Genomic DNA, 14,239 nt, shown 5'->3' with positions numbered 1-14,239 from the left:
CCGTGGCCCGGGGGCCTGTGGATAACTTTCGAGGAGACCTGCCATGCCGGACGTCGTCACTGCTCTCGCTGCCGCCTCCGACCAGCAAGGACCGGGCAGTCTGCTGCGGATCGTGCTGCTCGGCTCGATGGCCGGAGCGGCCTTGCTGGCCTGGTTGCTGCTGCGCGGATACCGCTCGAACGGCGACGACGACAGCAACAACGACTGAGTCGGCGTGAGCGTGCCCGGGCGGCCCGCATACGATGTCCGCGAAGTGCCCGCCCCGACTCCCGGATAGGTCCTGCCGAAGATGAGCCTCCACAGCACCGCCGCCAACCTGGTCTCGCTCGCCGAAGGCGCCGAGCAGGGTGGCGGCAACCATGAAAGCCTGCAGCCCTGGATGACCGGCGGCGGCGCGCTGTTCATCCTGCTGCTCCTGCTCTGGATCACCACCCGCTTCAACCGCGACCGCTGAGCAGGGGCCGCCAGCCGGGCCAGTAGGCTCTGCACGCATGGGAGAGCAGGAAGTGCCTACCGGTCCGGTCAAGCGACGCATCGGCGTGATGGGCGGAACGTTTGACCCGATCCATCACGGACACCTCGTGGCCGCCAGTGAGGTGGCCTCGCAGTTCCATTTGGACGAGGTCGTCTTTGTACCGACCGGGCAGCCGTGGCAGAAGAGCCACAAGTTGGTTTCCCCGGCCGAGGACCGCTATCTGATGACGGTCATCGCCACCGCGTCCAACCCGCAGTTCTCGGTCAGCCGCATCGACATCGACCGCGGCGGGGCGACGTACACCATCGACACCCTGCGCGAGCTGCGCGACCGCAACAGCGACGCGGATCTCTTCTTCATCACCGGCGCGGACGCGCTCGCCCAGATCCTCACCTGGCGGGACGCCGAAGAACTGTTCTCGCTGGCCCACTTCATCGGCGTGACCCGGCCCGGCCACGTGCTGACGGACGACGGGCTGCCCGAGGGCGGTGTCTCACTGGTGGAGGTGCCGGCGCTGGCGATCTCGTCGACGGATTGCCGGGCAAGGGTCGCGCAGGGCGACCCCGTCTGGTATCTGGTTCCGGACGGTGTGGTGCGCTACATCGACAAGCGCCAGCTGTATCGCGGCGAGTGAGACCAGCTGTACCGCCTGTACCTCGGCGAGTGAGAGAAGGCCACCGGTGAACGACCGCCAGTACGACCCGTATGCGCCCCAGGTGCAGCTGGTCGGGTACGACGAGTACGGCCGGCCGGTGTACCAGCAGGTGCAGCCGCAGCAGCAGACGTACGACCCCTACGCGCAGCCCCAGGAACCCCAACAGCCTCAGCAGCCTCAGCAGCAACAGGGGTACGGATACGACGCGCCGTACGTCCCGCAGCAGTCGACGTACGACCCCTATGCACAGCAACAACCCCAGCAGCCCCAGCAGTTTCCGCAGCAGGACTACGGATACGACCACGGCGCCGCCCAGCAGCCGGCCGTCCAGGCGCCGTCCGTGCCGGAACCCGCCGTGGCGCCCGAGGCTTCTCCCGTGGTGCCCCACCAGCGGCGGGACGAACACGGTGAAAGCGGCGAACGGGACTACCGCACCGAGCAGTTCTCGTTCATCGAGGAGCCCGACGAGGACTCCGAAGACGTCATCGACTGGCTGAAGTTCAGCGAGAGCCGCAGCGAGCGGCGCGAAGAGGCCAAGCGGCGCGGCCGCAACCGGGTCGTCGCCCTCGTGGTGGCGCTCGCCCTGGTGGCGGTGGGCGGCGTCGGATACCTCTGGTACGCGGGAAAACTGCCCTTCCTCTCGTCCTCCTCGGACACGAAGAAGGGCGCGACCGCCACCGGTCCGCAAAAGCGCGACGTGATCGAAATCGATCTGCACAACACCAAGGCGGGCGGCACCTCCACGGCGCTGCTCGTCAACAACGCGACCACTCAGCAGGGCACCACCGTCCTGCTGCCCAACTCGCTCTCCGTCCCCAACGACGACGGCAGCCGCACCACCCTGGGCAAGTCCGTGGGCGCGGACGGCTCCCAGGGCACCCGGGACTCGCTCTCCAGCCTGCTCGGCGCCAAGATCACCGGCACCTGGCGCCTGGACACCCCGTACCTGGAAAACCTCGTCGACCTCGTCGGCAACATCGACATCAGTACGGATGCCGAGGTGCCCGCCGCCAAGCAGGGCGGCGATCCGGTGGTGAAGAAGGGCGACGACCAGACCCTGTCCGGCCCGATGGCCGTGGCCTACGCCACCTACAAGGGTCCCGGCGAGGCGGAGACCAAGCAGCTGCAGCGGTTCGGCGCGGTGATGTACGGGGTGCTGCGGAAGATCTCCGACGATCCCAAGGCAGCCACCGTCACCATCCAGACGCTCGCGCAGATCCTCGACCCCTCACTGCCCGACAGCGACCTCGGCGCCTCCCTGGCCAAGCTCGCCGAGCACGCCAAGACCGGCGCGTACAAGACGGCGCTCCTTCCCGTGCAGCCCGACGGCACGCTCAGCCAGCAGGCGAGCGACAGTGTGGTCAAGGACGTCCTGGGCGGCCGGATCGGCGGCGGCGCCGACAAGGGCACGTCGGTGCAGGTCGGTGTCAAGAACGCCAGCGGCAACGCCAAGGCCACCGAATCCGCCCGGGTCGCCCTGGTCAACGGCGGCTATGCGTTCATCGACGCCGGAAACTCCGCCGCGGAGGCGACTTCTCAGGTTCTGTACGCCGACCCGGCGCAGAAGGCGAAGGCCGTCGAGGTCGCCAAGACCCTGGGGCTGCCGGACAGTGCGGTCACACAGGGCAAGGCGGCTGCCAACGCCGATGTGTCGGTCGTCATCGGCAAGGACTACAAGGTCGCGCAGTAGGGACGCCGAGCTGCGGCAGTAAGGACGGCGCGGTGAGGACGGCGCGCTCCCGCAGTGAGGGCCCCGGCGGTCATGCCGTCGGGGCTGTCGGTGGTCCGTGAGATCCTGGAAATCGATCTGATCCGATCTGACCGCCGACGAAAGCCTGCTTGTGACCGCCACGGACCGTTCCATCGAGCTCATCACTGCCGCCGCTCAGGCGGCCGCCGACCGGCTCGCGCACGACATCATCGCGTACGACGTCAGTGATGTGCTGTCGATCACCGACGCCTTCCTGCTCGCCTCCGCGCCCAACGACCGCCAGGTCAAGTCGATCGTCGACGAGATCGAGGAGCGGCTGAACAAGGAGCTCGGCGCCAAGCCGGTGCGCCGCGAGGGCGACCGCGACGCCCGCTGGATCCTGCTCGACTACGTCGACATCGTCGTGCACGTCCAGCACAGCGAGGAGCGCGTCTTCTACGCCCTGGAGCGCCTGTGGAAGGACTGCCCCGAGCTGCCGCTGCCCGACGACGCCATGAAGACCCGCGGCAAGGCCGCCGAGCACGCCGCGCTGACCGGCGCCGACGAGACGGACGGTGAGCTGAGCTGAACGGCACCACCAAGGGCGGCCGGGGCCGCCGCATAGTCCTGTGGCGGCACGGCCAGACGGCCTGGAATCTGGAGCGCCGCTTCCAGGGCTCCACCGACATCGAGCTGACCGAGACCGGCGTCGGCCAGGCGCATCGGGCGGCGCGGCTGCTCGCCGCGCTGCGGCCCGACGCGATCGTCTCCTCCGACCTCCAGCGGGCCGCCACCACCGCCGCCCAGCTGGCAGCCGTCACCGGCCTGCCGGTCGAGCACGACTCGTGCCTGCGCGAGACGTACGCGGGCGCCTGGCAGGGGCTCACGCACGAGGAGATCGTCGCCCAGTACGGCGAGCAGTACGCCGCGTGGAAGCGCGGCGAGCCGGTGCGCCGGGGCGGCGGCGAGCTGGAGACCGAGGTCGCCGACCGGGCCGCCCCGGTCGTGCTGCGGCACGCCGACAAGCTGCCCGACGGCGGCACCCTCGTCGTGGTCAGCCACGGCGGCACCATCCGCACCACCATCGGCCGGCTGCTCGGCCTGGAGGCGCACCACTGGGAGGGCCTTGGCGGGCTCACCAACTGCTGCTGGTCCGTCCTCGGCGAGGGCGCGCGCGGCTGGCGCCTGCTTGAGCACAACGCCGGCACGCTCCCCGAGCCGGTCCTCGGCGACGACGTCTAGCCGCTGCTCAGAGGCGGTGCCGACCGGATTTCACTTTCCGGCAGGTCACAGGCTAAAGTTCTTCTTGTTCGCGGCGCACAAGCGCGGGAAACAAAGCGAACAGCGGGGCTATAGCTCAGTTGGTAGAGCGCCTGCATGGCATGCAGGAGGTCAGGAGTTCAATTCTCCTTAGCTCCACAATCGGATCCCGTCCCCTCGTGGGGGCGGGATCTTCTTGTTGTCGCCGTACCGGTCGTTGCCGCCGTGATGGGGCGCACGTGTCTGCCGGTGCGCTGGGGCGGGCTCCCTCGCGCCGACCGGGTGGCGGCGTAGTCGGCGTAGTGGCCGGTCTCGTACGGCGACAGCACTGACCCTCTTGCGAGGGCATGGCAGAATCGGGACGGCCGGAGGGGGACGACGGACCGAACGGGAGGGAGTGCGCGATGCCCGCGAGTCGCGAAGAATTCCCGGAACCGCCCGACGGGCCGAAGGCTGCGAAGCCCAGCGCCCGCCTGAGCTGTCCCTCCTGCGGTTCCTCCCACGTCGCGCAGATGCTCGGCGACAACGGCGGAGTGTCCTACGTGTGCACGGCCTGCGGCCACAGCTGGAGCTGAACATGGGTGCACACAGGCGGAAATGTGACTGGTGCGGCAGCGGTACGCCCATCGTCAGGGACATGGATCCGGTCAACACCGACTACCAGTACTGGTGCGAGGAATGCGCGCGGGCGCTGATCATAAAGGGCGACCCGATCGAGACGTACCGGGAACTCGAAGGGGAGCCGATCTACGGCCGTCTCCTGGAGGCGCACTGCACGCTGAAGCGGTTCTACTCGTTCGCCACGGCCTGAGCGCGGCGAGCACCAGGAAGACCGTCCCGGCCAGCGGATAGAGCGCCGAGAGCGCCATCTGCCCGCCGCTCTGGGCGAGTTCGGGCCGGGCCGGACCGTGCGGGACCCACCACAGGGCGTACGAACAGAAGACGCCTGCGAGCAGTGCCCAGCGCGAGCGGTCCGCGGCGAGCAGCACCACCACCGGCACACACCACACCCAGTGGTGCGACCAGGAGACCGGGCTCACCAGCAGCGCCGTCACCGCACACGCCATGGCCGCCCAGGCCCGCTCCCCGCGCAGTTCGGCGCGTACGGCGACGGCGAGGCCCAGGGAAGCGGTGGCGGCCGCGACCGCAGTCCACCACAGGCCCGGGTCGCCGGTGTGCAGCAGCCGGGCGAGCACCCCGCGCAGCGACTGGTTCGCGGCGTCCTCGGCATGGCCCACCCGGCCCGCCTCGAACACCATCGACGTCCAGAAGCGCAGAGAGTCGTACGGGAGCACCACGGCGGCCGTCGCTGTGGCGGCGCAGAACACCGCGGCGGCCTTAATGGTCATGCCGAGCGGAAAGTTCCCCGCGCCGCTCCTGATGCGCGCGATCGCGGTGATCAGCAGGAACAGGGCGAACAGGGCGGGCGTGAGCTTCAGCGCGGCCGCGAGGCCGATGCCGGTGCCCGCCCAGCGGTGGCCCGGTCTGCGGGTGAGGTCCCAGAGCACCGCGACGGCGAGCAGCAGATTGATCTGGCCGTAGCGAAGCGTGGTCCACACCGGCTCGCACCAGACGGCGAGCGCGGCGATCCACAGCGCGGCCCCGGGGAGGTATGAACCCGCGAGCCGCAGCGACAGCTGGGCCAGGGCGATGAGCAGCGCGAGGTTGGCGGCGGTCGCGAGCGTCCGCATCTCGGGGACGCCGAGCAGGGTGAGCGGGGTGAACAGCAGCGCCGCGAACGGCGGGTAGGTGGTGGGCAGCTGGGCCGCGGTCGCGCGCATCGCATAGAGGTCGGCGCCGGCCTGTACGGTCTGGCCCTCGGCCCGGTAGACCATCAGGTCGATCATCGAGACCCCGGCGGCCCGCTGGGCGGCCCAGAACACCGCGAAGGAGAGCAGGCAGACCGCGGCGGCGAGCGGTACGGGACGGCGGGCAGAGCCGAAGCGGGCAGCGGTGTGCGAGAGCACCTTCACGGTCACGAAGACGGACGTTACCGTCCTTCTTCGGACAGAACGGAAACCGATTTGGTGAAGCACCGGGGTGACCGTGTAATGTTCTCGATGTCGCCGGGGGAAACCGGGCGGCGGGAAAGCAAGGGGCTATAGCTCAGTTGGTAGAGCGCCTGCATGGCATGCAGGAGGTCAGGAGTTCAATTCTCCTTAGCTCCACAGTAAAGAAGGCGGGTCATCCTCACCGGATGGCCCGCCTTCTTCTTGTCCCGCCCTTTGCGCCTCCCTCTATGCCGCCGTAATGATCAGAACCGATCAACTCCGGCCGCTGCCAAGGGCCTTGCGGCTGATCTCAGGAAGCGCGGCCGGAGCCTGTTCGATCCGGAGCGCGAGTGCGGGACAGCGGCGCACCGCCCGTTGCGCGCGCCCCCGCAGATGCATCGGCACGGTGGCGTCCGCGACCAGGGGGTAGCCGTCGGGGCCCAGCCGGATCAGCTCGGGCACGATGTCCGCGCACAGCCCGTGGCCCTCGCACAGCGTCCAGTCGACCAGCACCTTCTCGCCGCTCGGTACGCCCTCGTCCCGGTAGCCGGGGCCGGGCAGCGGCAGCACGCCCAGGGTCGGCCGACCGCAGCCGCCGGCCAGCACATGGGCCGCCAGATCGTCCGTGAACGCCGCCAGTGTCGAGGCGAGGAACCGGGCCGAGCCGTCCGGATGCTTGCAGGCACCCCGGCCCTTCACCGCCCGCGTCACCTCGCGCAGCGCCTCAAGTGCCGCAGGGCCGCCGCCGTTCAGCACGTCCGCGAGGCCTCCGGCGGCGGCCGGCAGACCCAGTCGGCACGGGCCGCACTGGCCGGCTGTCTCGGCCGCCAGCCAGTTCGCGACCCGCAGCGCTTCCCCGAGCGCGCAGGTCTCCGGGCCGATCGGCAGGATCGCGCCCGCACCCAGGGCCCCGCCGAGCGCGGACAGCGAGGCGCGCGAGACCGCCGCGTCGTGGGAGGCCACCGAATCCAGCCAACTGCCGTGATAGCCACCGGTCAGTACGCCCTGCGGCAGCGAGGGCGCCCCGGCCAGCTGGAGGACGTACCGCAGCGGCACCCCCGTGGGGACCTCGACGACCATCGGGCGGGCGACCGCCCCCGACAGCGTGAGCAGCACGGTGCCGGGCTCTGTGGACGCGCCGGTGTGGCAGAAGCGGCGCGGGCCCAGCCGGGCGGCCACCGCGAGTTGGGCGTACGTCTCGGCGTTGGACAGCAGCGTCGGGGCGCCGCCGACACCCGACTCGGCGGCCCGCTCGCGGCGGCCCGGAGGGAGCGCGGGGCCGCCGTCCGCGGCCCGGATGACCGCGGACGCCTCGCCGGAGACCATGCGCTCGGGAGTGCGGACCACGCGGGCGCGCAGCGGGGAGCTGCGCTTGTCGGTGAGTCCGCGTTCGGCGAAGGCCGCGCGCACGGAGGCCTCCGTGGAGTCGCGGGTGACGGCGACGACCAGGGTGCGGGCGCCGAGCGCCTCGGCGGCGAGCAGCGCGCCGTCCAGGACGAGGTGCGGGGCCCGGCACACCAGGACGGTGTCCTTGCGGCAGGCGGGCTCGCCTTCGCTCGCGTTGACGACGACGACCGGGCGTATGCCGCGTCTGATCGCGGCGGAGGCGACCGCGCGCAGTTTGCGGCCGAAGGGGAAACCGGCGCCGCCGCGTCCGTTGAGGGCGATGTCGTCGGCGAGTTGGGCAAGACGTTCGCCGTTGATGGCCTCCAGTGGGCCGTGCACCTTGAGGTGCATCGGCAGGGCGAGGCGCTCGACGAGATCGAAGCCCGAGGTCAGATGGGGCAGGCCGACGACGCGGACCTCGGGAACGTCGGGGAGGGGCGTGTTCATGGTCGTACTCCTGCTGGTGCGGGCGCCGTCACGGGCGTTCTTCGGAGGCGGGGCCCGGCACGGAGTGCCAGGGCTCACCGGCCGCCGGCGGCTGATAGGGCGCGGGCTGCACGGGGGCGGGCAGCGATTCAGGAGGGCTCGGTGAGGGCGCGGGCCAGCGGGGCGCCGGGGGAGCGGCAGGGGCGAGGGAGACCGCGCGGTAGGCCGCCGAAATGCCGGTAGCCGCGTCCGCCCGAACCTCCTGCGCGGGGGCGCGGTAGCGGGGCAGCGCCTCGTGCGGGGGCTCGTACAGCGCGGGCGTCTCGCGCAACGGCGGCGCCTCTTCGAGGACTTCGTACGGGGGCTGCCGGGGGGCTTCGTGGGGAGGCCGCACGCCACGTAGTGGTTGCGTCGGCTGCGCCTCATAAGAGGGCTGTGCCCCGTAAGACGGCTCCGCCTCATAGGAGGGCGGTGCGGAAGGCCGCGGAGGCACGGGCTGAGGCTCGGCCGGCTCGCTTGCCGGGCGCGGCCGGAAGGGGGCGAGGCGCGCGGTGATCCGGCGCTTCACCGGCCGGGGCAGCGCGCGTACGGTGAGCGCGCCCGCCACGCCCGCCAGACACAGGCAGTACATCGCGACCACCCAGCCGGCCGGCGGGCGACCCGCGTACAGGCCGTGCACCAGCGCCGAGCACCAGGCCGGATAGGCGAGCATGTGGACCGCGCGCCAGCGCCCGGCGACCCGGCCCGGAGTGGTGAACGCGCTGCGCATGGCGCCCGTCGCGGCCGCGACGACCATCAGGATCCCGGCGAGCGATCCGAAGCCGATCAGGCCGGACGTGCCGGTGATGCCCAGCCCGAAGGGGACTACGGCGCCGAGCAGGCTCACATGGCCGAGCGCGATCTTGACGGTGACGTGCAGCAGGAGGAAGCCGATCGAGGCGACGGCGGTCGCGCGGTGGACGGCCTGCGCCATGAGGCGGTGACGCGGAGCGAGGAGCAGCCGGTCGGTGGCGAGCAGGCCCCAGGCGACGGAGGCGGTCAGCGAGACCAGTGACAGCACGCCCGTCGTGAAGTCCATCGCGGCGCGCAATCCGGTGGACGAGACGAGCGCGAGGGGCGGTATGAGCAGTGCGGCGAGGCCGAGCGCGGCGGCGGAAAGACCGCCTTTGCGGGGTGGGCGGCCCCGGGCGGAGCTCTGGGGAGGATGGTGCGGGTTGAGCGGATTGCGAGGTTTCATGGTGGGGCGACTCCGAATGGTTCGGCAAAGCGGTCCCGTGGCGGCATGCTAGGTCGCCCCATACCGGCCGGTACGGGGTTTGAGTTGTTGCCCCAGAAGAGGGCGGTACGCGGAGTAACCTCGCCCCGGCACCGCCAGCCGGTACTCCGTGCGGGGCTTGCGGGGCCTGCGGTACCCTGACGCCATGCGTGCCGTACGCCTTCTGCTTAGCGAGCCGCGCTGAACACTCCCGACCGATGAAGAGATCCGGTCGGACTCGGCGCGGCGTCCCCTCCTGTGCGAGGGGTTTTTTCGTTTGGCGATTCGATGGGCGAGTCGACGGGCGAACGCTCGAAACCGCTGGCAGAGACGATCGATGGAGCTTTGAGGATCATGAGCGAGACGAATACCGCTGCCGCCGCAGAGACGGTCGCGCCGCACCGCTACACGGCGGCCATGGCCGCCGACATCGAGGCACGCTGGCAGGACTTCTGGGACGCCGACGGCACCTACGCGGCGCCGAACCCGACGGGCGACCTGGCCGGTGACCCGGCGGTCGTCGCCCGGCCCAAGAAGTTCATCATGGACATGTTCCCGTACCCCTCGGGCGCGGGACTGCACGTCGGCCACCCGCTGGGCTACATCGCCACCGACGTCTACGCCCGCCACCAGCGCATGACCGGCCACAACGTGCTGCACACGCTGGGCTTCGACGCCTTCGGCCTGCCCGCCGAGCAGTACGCGGTGCAGACCGGCACCCACCCGCGGGCCTCCACCGAGGCCAACATGGCGAACATGAAGGCGCAGCTGCGCCGGCTGGGCCTGGGGCACGACAAGCGCCGCTCCTTCGCGACGATCGACCCCGAGTACTACAAGTGGACCCAGTGGATCTTCCTGCAGATCTTCAACTCCTGGTACGACGCCGAGGCGACGAAGGCCCGCCCGATCTCCGAGCTGGTCGCCGAGTTCGAGAACGGCACCCGTGAGGTCCCCGGCGACCGCGACTGGGCCGCGCTGAGCGCCGCCGAGCGCTCCGACGTGCTGGGCGAGTACCGCCTGGCGTACGCCTCGGACGCGCCCGTCAACTGGTGCCCCGGCCTGGGCACCGTGCTGGCCAACGAGGAGGTCACCGCCGACGGCCGTTCCGAGCGCGGCAACTTCCCCGTGTTCAAGGCCAAGCTGCGCCAGTGGAACATGCGGATCACCGCCTACGCGGACCGCCTCCTTGACGACCTGGACGCGCTGGACTGGCCCGAGGCCATCAAGCTGCAGCAGCGCAACTGGATCGGCCGCTCCGAGGGTGCCCGCGTCGACTTCACGGTCGGCGACCGCGACGCGATCACCGTCTTCACGACCCGTCAGGACACCCTGTTCGGCGCGACCTACATGGTGCTGGCGCCCGAGCACGAGCTGGTCGACACCATCGTCCCGGCCGCCTGGCCCGAGGGCACCCACGATGTGTGGACCGAGGGCCACGCCACCCCGGCCGAGGCCGTCGCCAAGTACCGCGCGTTCGCCGCGTCCAAGTCGGACGTGGAGCGCCAGGCCGACGCCAAGGAGAAGACCGGCGTCTTCACCGGTGCGTACGCCCTCAATCCCGTCAGCGGCGAAAAAGTTCCCGTCTTCATCGCCGACTATGTGCTGATGGGCTACGGCACCGGCGCGATCATGGCCGTACCGGCGCACGACAGCCGTGACTTCGCGTTCGCGCGCGCCTTCGAGCTGCCCATGCGCTGCGTCGTGCAGCCCTCGGACGACCGCGGCACCGACGCGTCGACGTGGGAGGACGCGTTCGCCTCCTATGAGGCGAAGCTGGTCAACTCCGCCAACGACGCGATCTCCCTGGACGGCCTGGGCGTCGTCGACGCCAAGGCGAAGATCACCGACTGGCTGGCCGAGCGCGGCATGGGCGAGGGCACCGTCAACTTCCGGCTGCGGGACTGGCTGTTCAGCCGCCAGCGCTACTGGGGCGAGCCCTTCCCGATCGTCTACGACGAGGACGGCATCGCCCACTCGCTGCCCGAGTCGATGCTGCCCCTGGAGCTGCCGGAGGTGGACGACTACTCGCCGCGCACCTTCGACCCGGACGACGCCGACACCTCGCCGGAGACCCCGCTGTCCCGCAACGAGGACTGGGTCAACGTCGAGCTGGACCTGGGCGACGGCGTCAAGAAGTACCGCCGCGAGACCAACACCATGCCCAACTGGGCCGGTTCCTGCTGGTACGAGCTGCGCTACCTGGACCCGCACAACAGCGACAAGCTGGTCGACCCGGCCATCGAGCAGTACTGGATGGGCCCGCGCGAGGGGCAGCCGACGGGCGGCGTCGACCTGTACGTCGGCGGCGCCGAGCACGCCGTGCTGCACCTGCTGTACGCGCGCTTCTGGTCCAAGGTCCTGTTCGACCTGGGCCACATCTCCTCGGCCGAGCCGTTCCACAAGCTGTACAACCAGGGCATGATCCAGGCGTACGTCTACCGGGACAGCCGCGGCTTCCCGGTGCCCGCCGCCGAGGTCGAGGAGCGCGACGGCAAGTTCTTCTTCGAGGACGAGCCGGTCAAGCGCGAGCTGGGCAAGATGGGCAAGTCCCTGAAGAACGCGGTGACTCCGGACGAGATCTGCACCGAGTACGGCGCCGACACCCTGCGCCTGTACGAGATGGCGATGGGTCCGCTGGACGTATCGCGTCCCTGGGACACGCGTGCGGTGGTCGGCCAGTACCGGCTGCTGCAGCGGCTGTGGCGCAACATCGTCGACGAGACGACGGGCGAGGTCACCGTTACCGACGCCGTGCCCGACGAGGCCACCCTGCGCGCGCTGCACAAGGCGATCGACGGGGCCGGCGGCGACCTGGCGGGGCTGCGTTTCAACACCGCCATCGCCAAGATCACCGAGCTGAACAACCACCTGACCAAGGCGGGCGGCCCGCTGTCGCGTCCGGTCGCCGAACAACTGGTGCTGCTGATCGCCCCGCTGGCCCCGCACATCGCCGAGGAACTGTGGCGCAAGCTGGGCCACACCGACTCGGTCGTGCACCGCGACTTCCCGGTCGCCGACCCGGCGTACGTCGTGGACGAGGCCGTGACCTGCGTCGTTCAGATCAAGGGCAAGGTCAAGGCGCGCCTGGAGGTGCCGCCGGCCATCTCCGAGACGGAGCTGGAGAAGCTGGCGCTGGCCGACGAGGCCGTCGTCGCGGCGCTGGGCGGCGCGGGCATCCGCAAGGTGATCGTGCGGGCGCCGAAGCTGGTGAACATCGTCCCCGAGTAGGGGCCGAATAGGCACTGAGGGCTTTCCCCTACGGGCAGGTTGGGGGTTCCGATGGAACCCACGGCCTGCCCGCTGCGTTTACGGTGGAGGGGACGATGCCGACTGACCGAGGGGACGTTCATGGAAGCCGCGATCCTGATCCTGGCGCTGCTGTTCGTCGCCTTCGTGGTGCTCGGCGTGTACGTGACGGTCAAGGTGGTCGGCGCCGCCAAGCGCGGAGTGGAGCGTACGGTCACACAGGCCCGCAGAACCGTCGAGGACACCACGCTGCGCGCCAAGAGCGTGGGGCAGACGGGCGTGGCCAGTGAGCTCGCCCAGCTGCGCCTGTCGCTGCGGACCTCGATGCGGGCCACGCAGGACGCGCTGCACGCGCGCGTGGCCGAGGACGAGTCCCTGAAGGAGTCGCTGGCCTTGTTCGAGCGGCTCAGCGGGCACGGCCACGAGCTGGACGACGAGCTCAAGCGCCTGGAGCGGGAGCCGGACAAGCGGCGGATCGCGGAGCGGATGCCGGAGCTCCGCGAGCGCACCGAGCGGATCACGCACTCGGCGGACTCACTGCGCTGGGCGGCGCGGGACCGGGCCCAGCAGTTCGCCGACGACGAGCTCGCCTCGCTGAGCGAGCAGATCGAGATGGAGTCGGGGGCCCTGCGTCACTGGTCGACCGAGGGGCCGACGACAGGCGTCCCGACGGCCGGCTCCGCTTCCTGGACCGACCCTTCGGGCAGCCCGCGGCAGCCGACCCAGGAGAGCGCGGCACAGCCCCGGCCGGAGCCGTCCGTCGAGACCCCTCGGCCATTGGGCGCGGCCGAGCCGCCGGTGGCGTACCCGTGGCAGAAGAACCCGCGCCCTGAGACGACGACCTGAGGCGATGACGACCTGAGGCGACGGCAGGAGGGAGAACGGCAGGAGGGCGCCGACCCGAGGCGACCATCTGAGACCCGAACTGATCATTCCATCGGGCCGGACTGCCGTACGGCGGCGTCGGCGGGTAACCTCCCGCTCATGTCCCGCCATGTCGCGATCGTCACCGATTCAACGGCCTACCTGCCGCCGCAGACGATGGAGCGGCACAGCATCACCGCGGTGCCGCTGACCGTCGTCTTCGGAGACCAGGCGCTGGAGGAGGGCACCGAGATCTCGGCCCGCTCGCTGGCGCTGGCCCTGCAGAAACGACGCCCCGTCACCACCTCCCGGCCCAGCCCGGAGGTATTCGCGGCCACCTACCGCTCGGTCGCCGACGCGGGTGCGACTGGCATCGTCTCGCTGCATCTGTCCTCCGAGCTGTCCGGCACCTACGACGCGGCCGTGCTCGCGGCGAAGGACGCCCCCGTGCCGGTGCGGGTGGTCGACACCGGGATGGTCGCGATGGCGCTGGGCTTCTGCGCGCTGGCCGCCGCCCAGGTCGCCGACGCGGGCGGCACGCTGGACGAGGCGGTGGCGGCGGCGGAGAAGCGGGCCGGCGAGACCTCCGCCTTCTTCTACGTCGACACCCTGGACTATCTGCGGCGCGGCGGCCGCATCGGTGCCGCGCAGGCACTGCTCGGCTCGGCCCTGGCGGTCAAGCCGCTGCTCCAGCTCGACGGCGGCCGGATCGAAATGCTGGAGAAGGTACGCACCGCCTCGAAGGCCATCGCCCGCCTCGAGGAGATCGTGGTCGACCGGGCCGGGAGCAGCCCGGTCGACATCGCGGTCCACCATCTCGCGGCCCCGGAACGCGCCGCCGCCCTCGCCGAACGGCTGCGGGAGCGGGTGCCGGGGCTGGTCGATCTGCACATGAGCGAGGTCGGAGCGGTGATCGGGGCGCATACCGGGCCGGGACTGCTCGGAGCCATCGTGTCGCCGCGCTGAGAGGGCGGTCGCGGCAGCGCTCAGC

The 14,239-nt window shown here is 70.8% G+C and carries 13 protein-coding genes, 2 tRNA genes and 1 pseudogene; 13 read left to right on the top strand and 3 right to left on the bottom strand.

The window, feature by feature from the left end:
- The first annotated feature begins 43 nt into the window (after positions 1 to 43).
- The 9 genes from ACIBK6_RS01350 (at position 44) to ACIBK6_RS01310 (ending at position 4,891) form a co-directional block, all read left to right on the top strand.
- Positions 44 to 208, top strand: coding sequence for a hypothetical protein (locus ACIBK6_RS01350; protein ID WP_399047738.1), 165 nt, complete (start codon positions 44 to 46; stop codon positions 206 to 208).
- 81 nt (positions 209 to 289) lie between these two features.
- Entirely contained in the window at positions 290 to 454 is a 165-nt protein-coding gene (locus tag ACIBK6_RS01345) for a hypothetical protein (protein ID WP_399047736.1), read from the top strand.
- 37 nt (positions 455 to 491) lie between these two features.
- Positions 492 to 1,109 carry a nicotinate-nucleotide adenylyltransferase gene (nadD, locus tag ACIBK6_RS01340; protein ID WP_399047735.1) on the top strand — a complete coding sequence of 206 codons (618 nt, stop codon included), beginning with the start codon at positions 492 to 494 and terminating at the stop codon, positions 1,107 to 1,109.
- 46 nt (positions 1,110 to 1,155) lie between these two features.
- Positions 1,156 to 2,820, top strand: coding sequence for an LCP family protein (locus ACIBK6_RS01335; protein ID WP_399047732.1), 1,665 nt, complete (start codon positions 1,156 to 1,158; stop codon positions 2,818 to 2,820).
- Positions 2,821 to 2,971: 151 nt separating this feature from the next.
- A complete protein-coding gene (gene rsfS / locus ACIBK6_RS01330; protein ID WP_100578254.1) occupies positions 2,972 to 3,409 on the top strand; it encodes a ribosome silencing factor in 438 nt (145 codons plus the stop codon).
- Positions 3,406 to 4,062 carry a histidine phosphatase family protein gene (locus ACIBK6_RS01325; RefSeq protein ID WP_399048440.1) on the top strand — a complete coding sequence of 219 codons (657 nt, stop codon included), beginning with the start codon at positions 3,406 to 3,408 and terminating at the stop codon, positions 4,060 to 4,062. Before rsfS ends, ACIBK6_RS01325 begins: the two co-directional genes overlap by 4 nt.
- A 104-nt stretch (positions 4,063 to 4,166) precedes the next feature.
- Positions 4,167 to 4,239, top strand: a tRNA-Ala gene (locus ACIBK6_RS01320).
- Positions 4,240 to 4,484: 245 nt separating this feature from the next.
- Positions 4,485 to 4,655, top strand: coding sequence for a hypothetical protein (locus ACIBK6_RS01315; RefSeq protein ID WP_399047729.1), 171 nt, complete (start codon positions 4,485 to 4,487; stop codon positions 4,653 to 4,655).
- A gap of 2 nt (positions 4,656 to 4,657) precedes the next feature.
- Positions 4,658 to 4,891, top strand: coding sequence for a hypothetical protein (locus ACIBK6_RS01310; protein WP_053726163.1), 234 nt, complete (start codon positions 4,658 to 4,660; stop codon positions 4,889 to 4,891).
- Here the strand turns inward: ACIBK6_RS01310 and ACIBK6_RS01305 are convergent.
- Positions 4,785 to 6,059: pseudogene (locus ACIBK6_RS01305) on the bottom strand (glycosyltransferase 87 family protein); the annotation flags it as partial. The gene ACIBK6_RS01310 and the pseudogene ACIBK6_RS01305 sit on opposite strands and share 107 nt — an antisense overlap.
- Before the next feature lie 116 nt (positions 6,060 to 6,175).
- On the opposite strand from ACIBK6_RS01305, the gene ACIBK6_RS01300 reads away from it, so the two are divergent.
- Positions 6,176 to 6,248, top strand: a tRNA-Ala gene (locus tag ACIBK6_RS01300).
- A 96-nt stretch (positions 6,249 to 6,344) separates the two neighbouring features.
- Here ACIBK6_RS01300 and ACIBK6_RS01295 read toward each other — a convergent pair.
- Both ACIBK6_RS01295 and ACIBK6_RS01290 read right to left on the bottom strand, forming a co-directional pair.
- Positions 6,345 to 7,904 (bottom strand): NADH-ubiquinone oxidoreductase-F iron-sulfur binding region domain-containing protein, encoded by a 1,560-nt coding sequence (locus ACIBK6_RS01295; RefSeq protein ID WP_399047727.1) that lies wholly within the window; start codon positions 7,902 to 7,904, stop codon positions 6,345 to 6,347.
- Between the two features lie 28 nt (positions 7,905 to 7,932).
- Entirely contained in the window at positions 7,933 to 9,120 is a 1,188-nt protein-coding gene (locus ACIBK6_RS01290; RefSeq protein WP_399047725.1) for a hypothetical protein, read from the bottom strand.
- Positions 9,121 to 9,492: 372 nt separating this feature from the next.
- On the opposite strand from ACIBK6_RS01290, the gene leuS reads away from it, so the two are divergent.
- The 3 genes from leuS to ACIBK6_RS01275 all read left to right on the top strand — a co-directional run bounded on the left by leuS (position 9,493) and on the right by ACIBK6_RS01275 (position 14,214).
- Positions 9,493 to 12,366, top strand: coding sequence for a leucine--tRNA ligase (leuS, locus tag ACIBK6_RS01285; protein WP_399047724.1), 2,874 nt, complete (start codon positions 9,493 to 9,495; stop codon positions 12,364 to 12,366).
- Positions 12,367 to 12,486: 120 nt separating this feature from the next.
- A complete protein-coding gene (locus tag ACIBK6_RS01280) occupies positions 12,487 to 13,230 on the top strand; it encodes a hypothetical protein (protein ID WP_399047723.1) in 744 nt (247 codons plus the stop codon).
- 138 nt (positions 13,231 to 13,368) lie between these two features.
- Positions 13,369 to 14,214, top strand: coding sequence for a DegV family protein (locus ACIBK6_RS01275; RefSeq protein ID WP_399047721.1), 846 nt, complete (start codon positions 13,369 to 13,371; stop codon positions 14,212 to 14,214).
- Positions 14,215 to 14,239: the final 25 nt, after the last annotated feature.

It is taken from the genome of Streptomyces sp. NPDC050485 (genome assembly GCF_044458185.1).
Classification (GTDB): domain Bacteria; phylum Actinomycetota; class Actinomycetes; order Streptomycetales; family Streptomycetaceae; genus Streptomyces.
Note: the sequence above shows the minus strand (reverse complement) of the source record. Positions and strands in the feature narration are given on the sequence as shown.

Excerpts from the sequence above, each read along its gene's own strand:
- ACIBK6_RS01275 (WP_399047721.1), top strand. The coding sequence starts at position 13,369 with ATGTCCCGCCATGTCGCGATCGTCACCGATTCAACGGCCTACCTGCCG.
- ACIBK6_RS01350 (WP_399047738.1), top strand. The coding sequence starts at position 44 with ATGCCGGACGTCGTCACTGCTCTCGCTGCCGCCTCCGACCAGCAAGGA.
- ACIBK6_RS01310 (WP_053726163.1), top strand. The coding sequence starts at position 4,658 with ATGGGTGCACACAGGCGGAAATGTGACTGGTGCGGCAGCGGTACGCCC.
- ACIBK6_RS01295 (WP_399047727.1), bottom strand. The coding sequence starts at position 7,904 with ATGAACACGCCCCTCCCCGACGTTCCCGAGGTCCGCGTCGTCGGCCTG.
- ACIBK6_RS01290 (WP_399047725.1), bottom strand. The coding sequence starts at position 9,120 with ATGAAACCTCGCAATCCGCTCAACCCGCACCATCCTCCCCAGAGCTCC.
- leuS (WP_399047724.1), top strand. The coding sequence starts at position 9,493 with ATGAGCGAGACGAATACCGCTGCCGCCGCAGAGACGGTCGCGCCGCAC.
- nadD (WP_399047735.1), top strand. The coding sequence starts at position 492 with ATGGGAGAGCAGGAAGTGCCTACCGGTCCGGTCAAGCGACGCATCGGC.
- ACIBK6_RS01315 (WP_399047729.1), top strand. The coding sequence starts at position 4,485 with ATGCCCGCGAGTCGCGAAGAATTCCCGGAACCGCCCGACGGGCCGAAG.
- ACIBK6_RS01345 (WP_399047736.1), top strand. The coding sequence starts at position 290 with ATGAGCCTCCACAGCACCGCCGCCAACCTGGTCTCGCTCGCCGAAGGC.
- ACIBK6_RS01280 (WP_399047723.1), top strand. The coding sequence starts at position 12,487 with ATGGAAGCCGCGATCCTGATCCTGGCGCTGCTGTTCGTCGCCTTCGTG.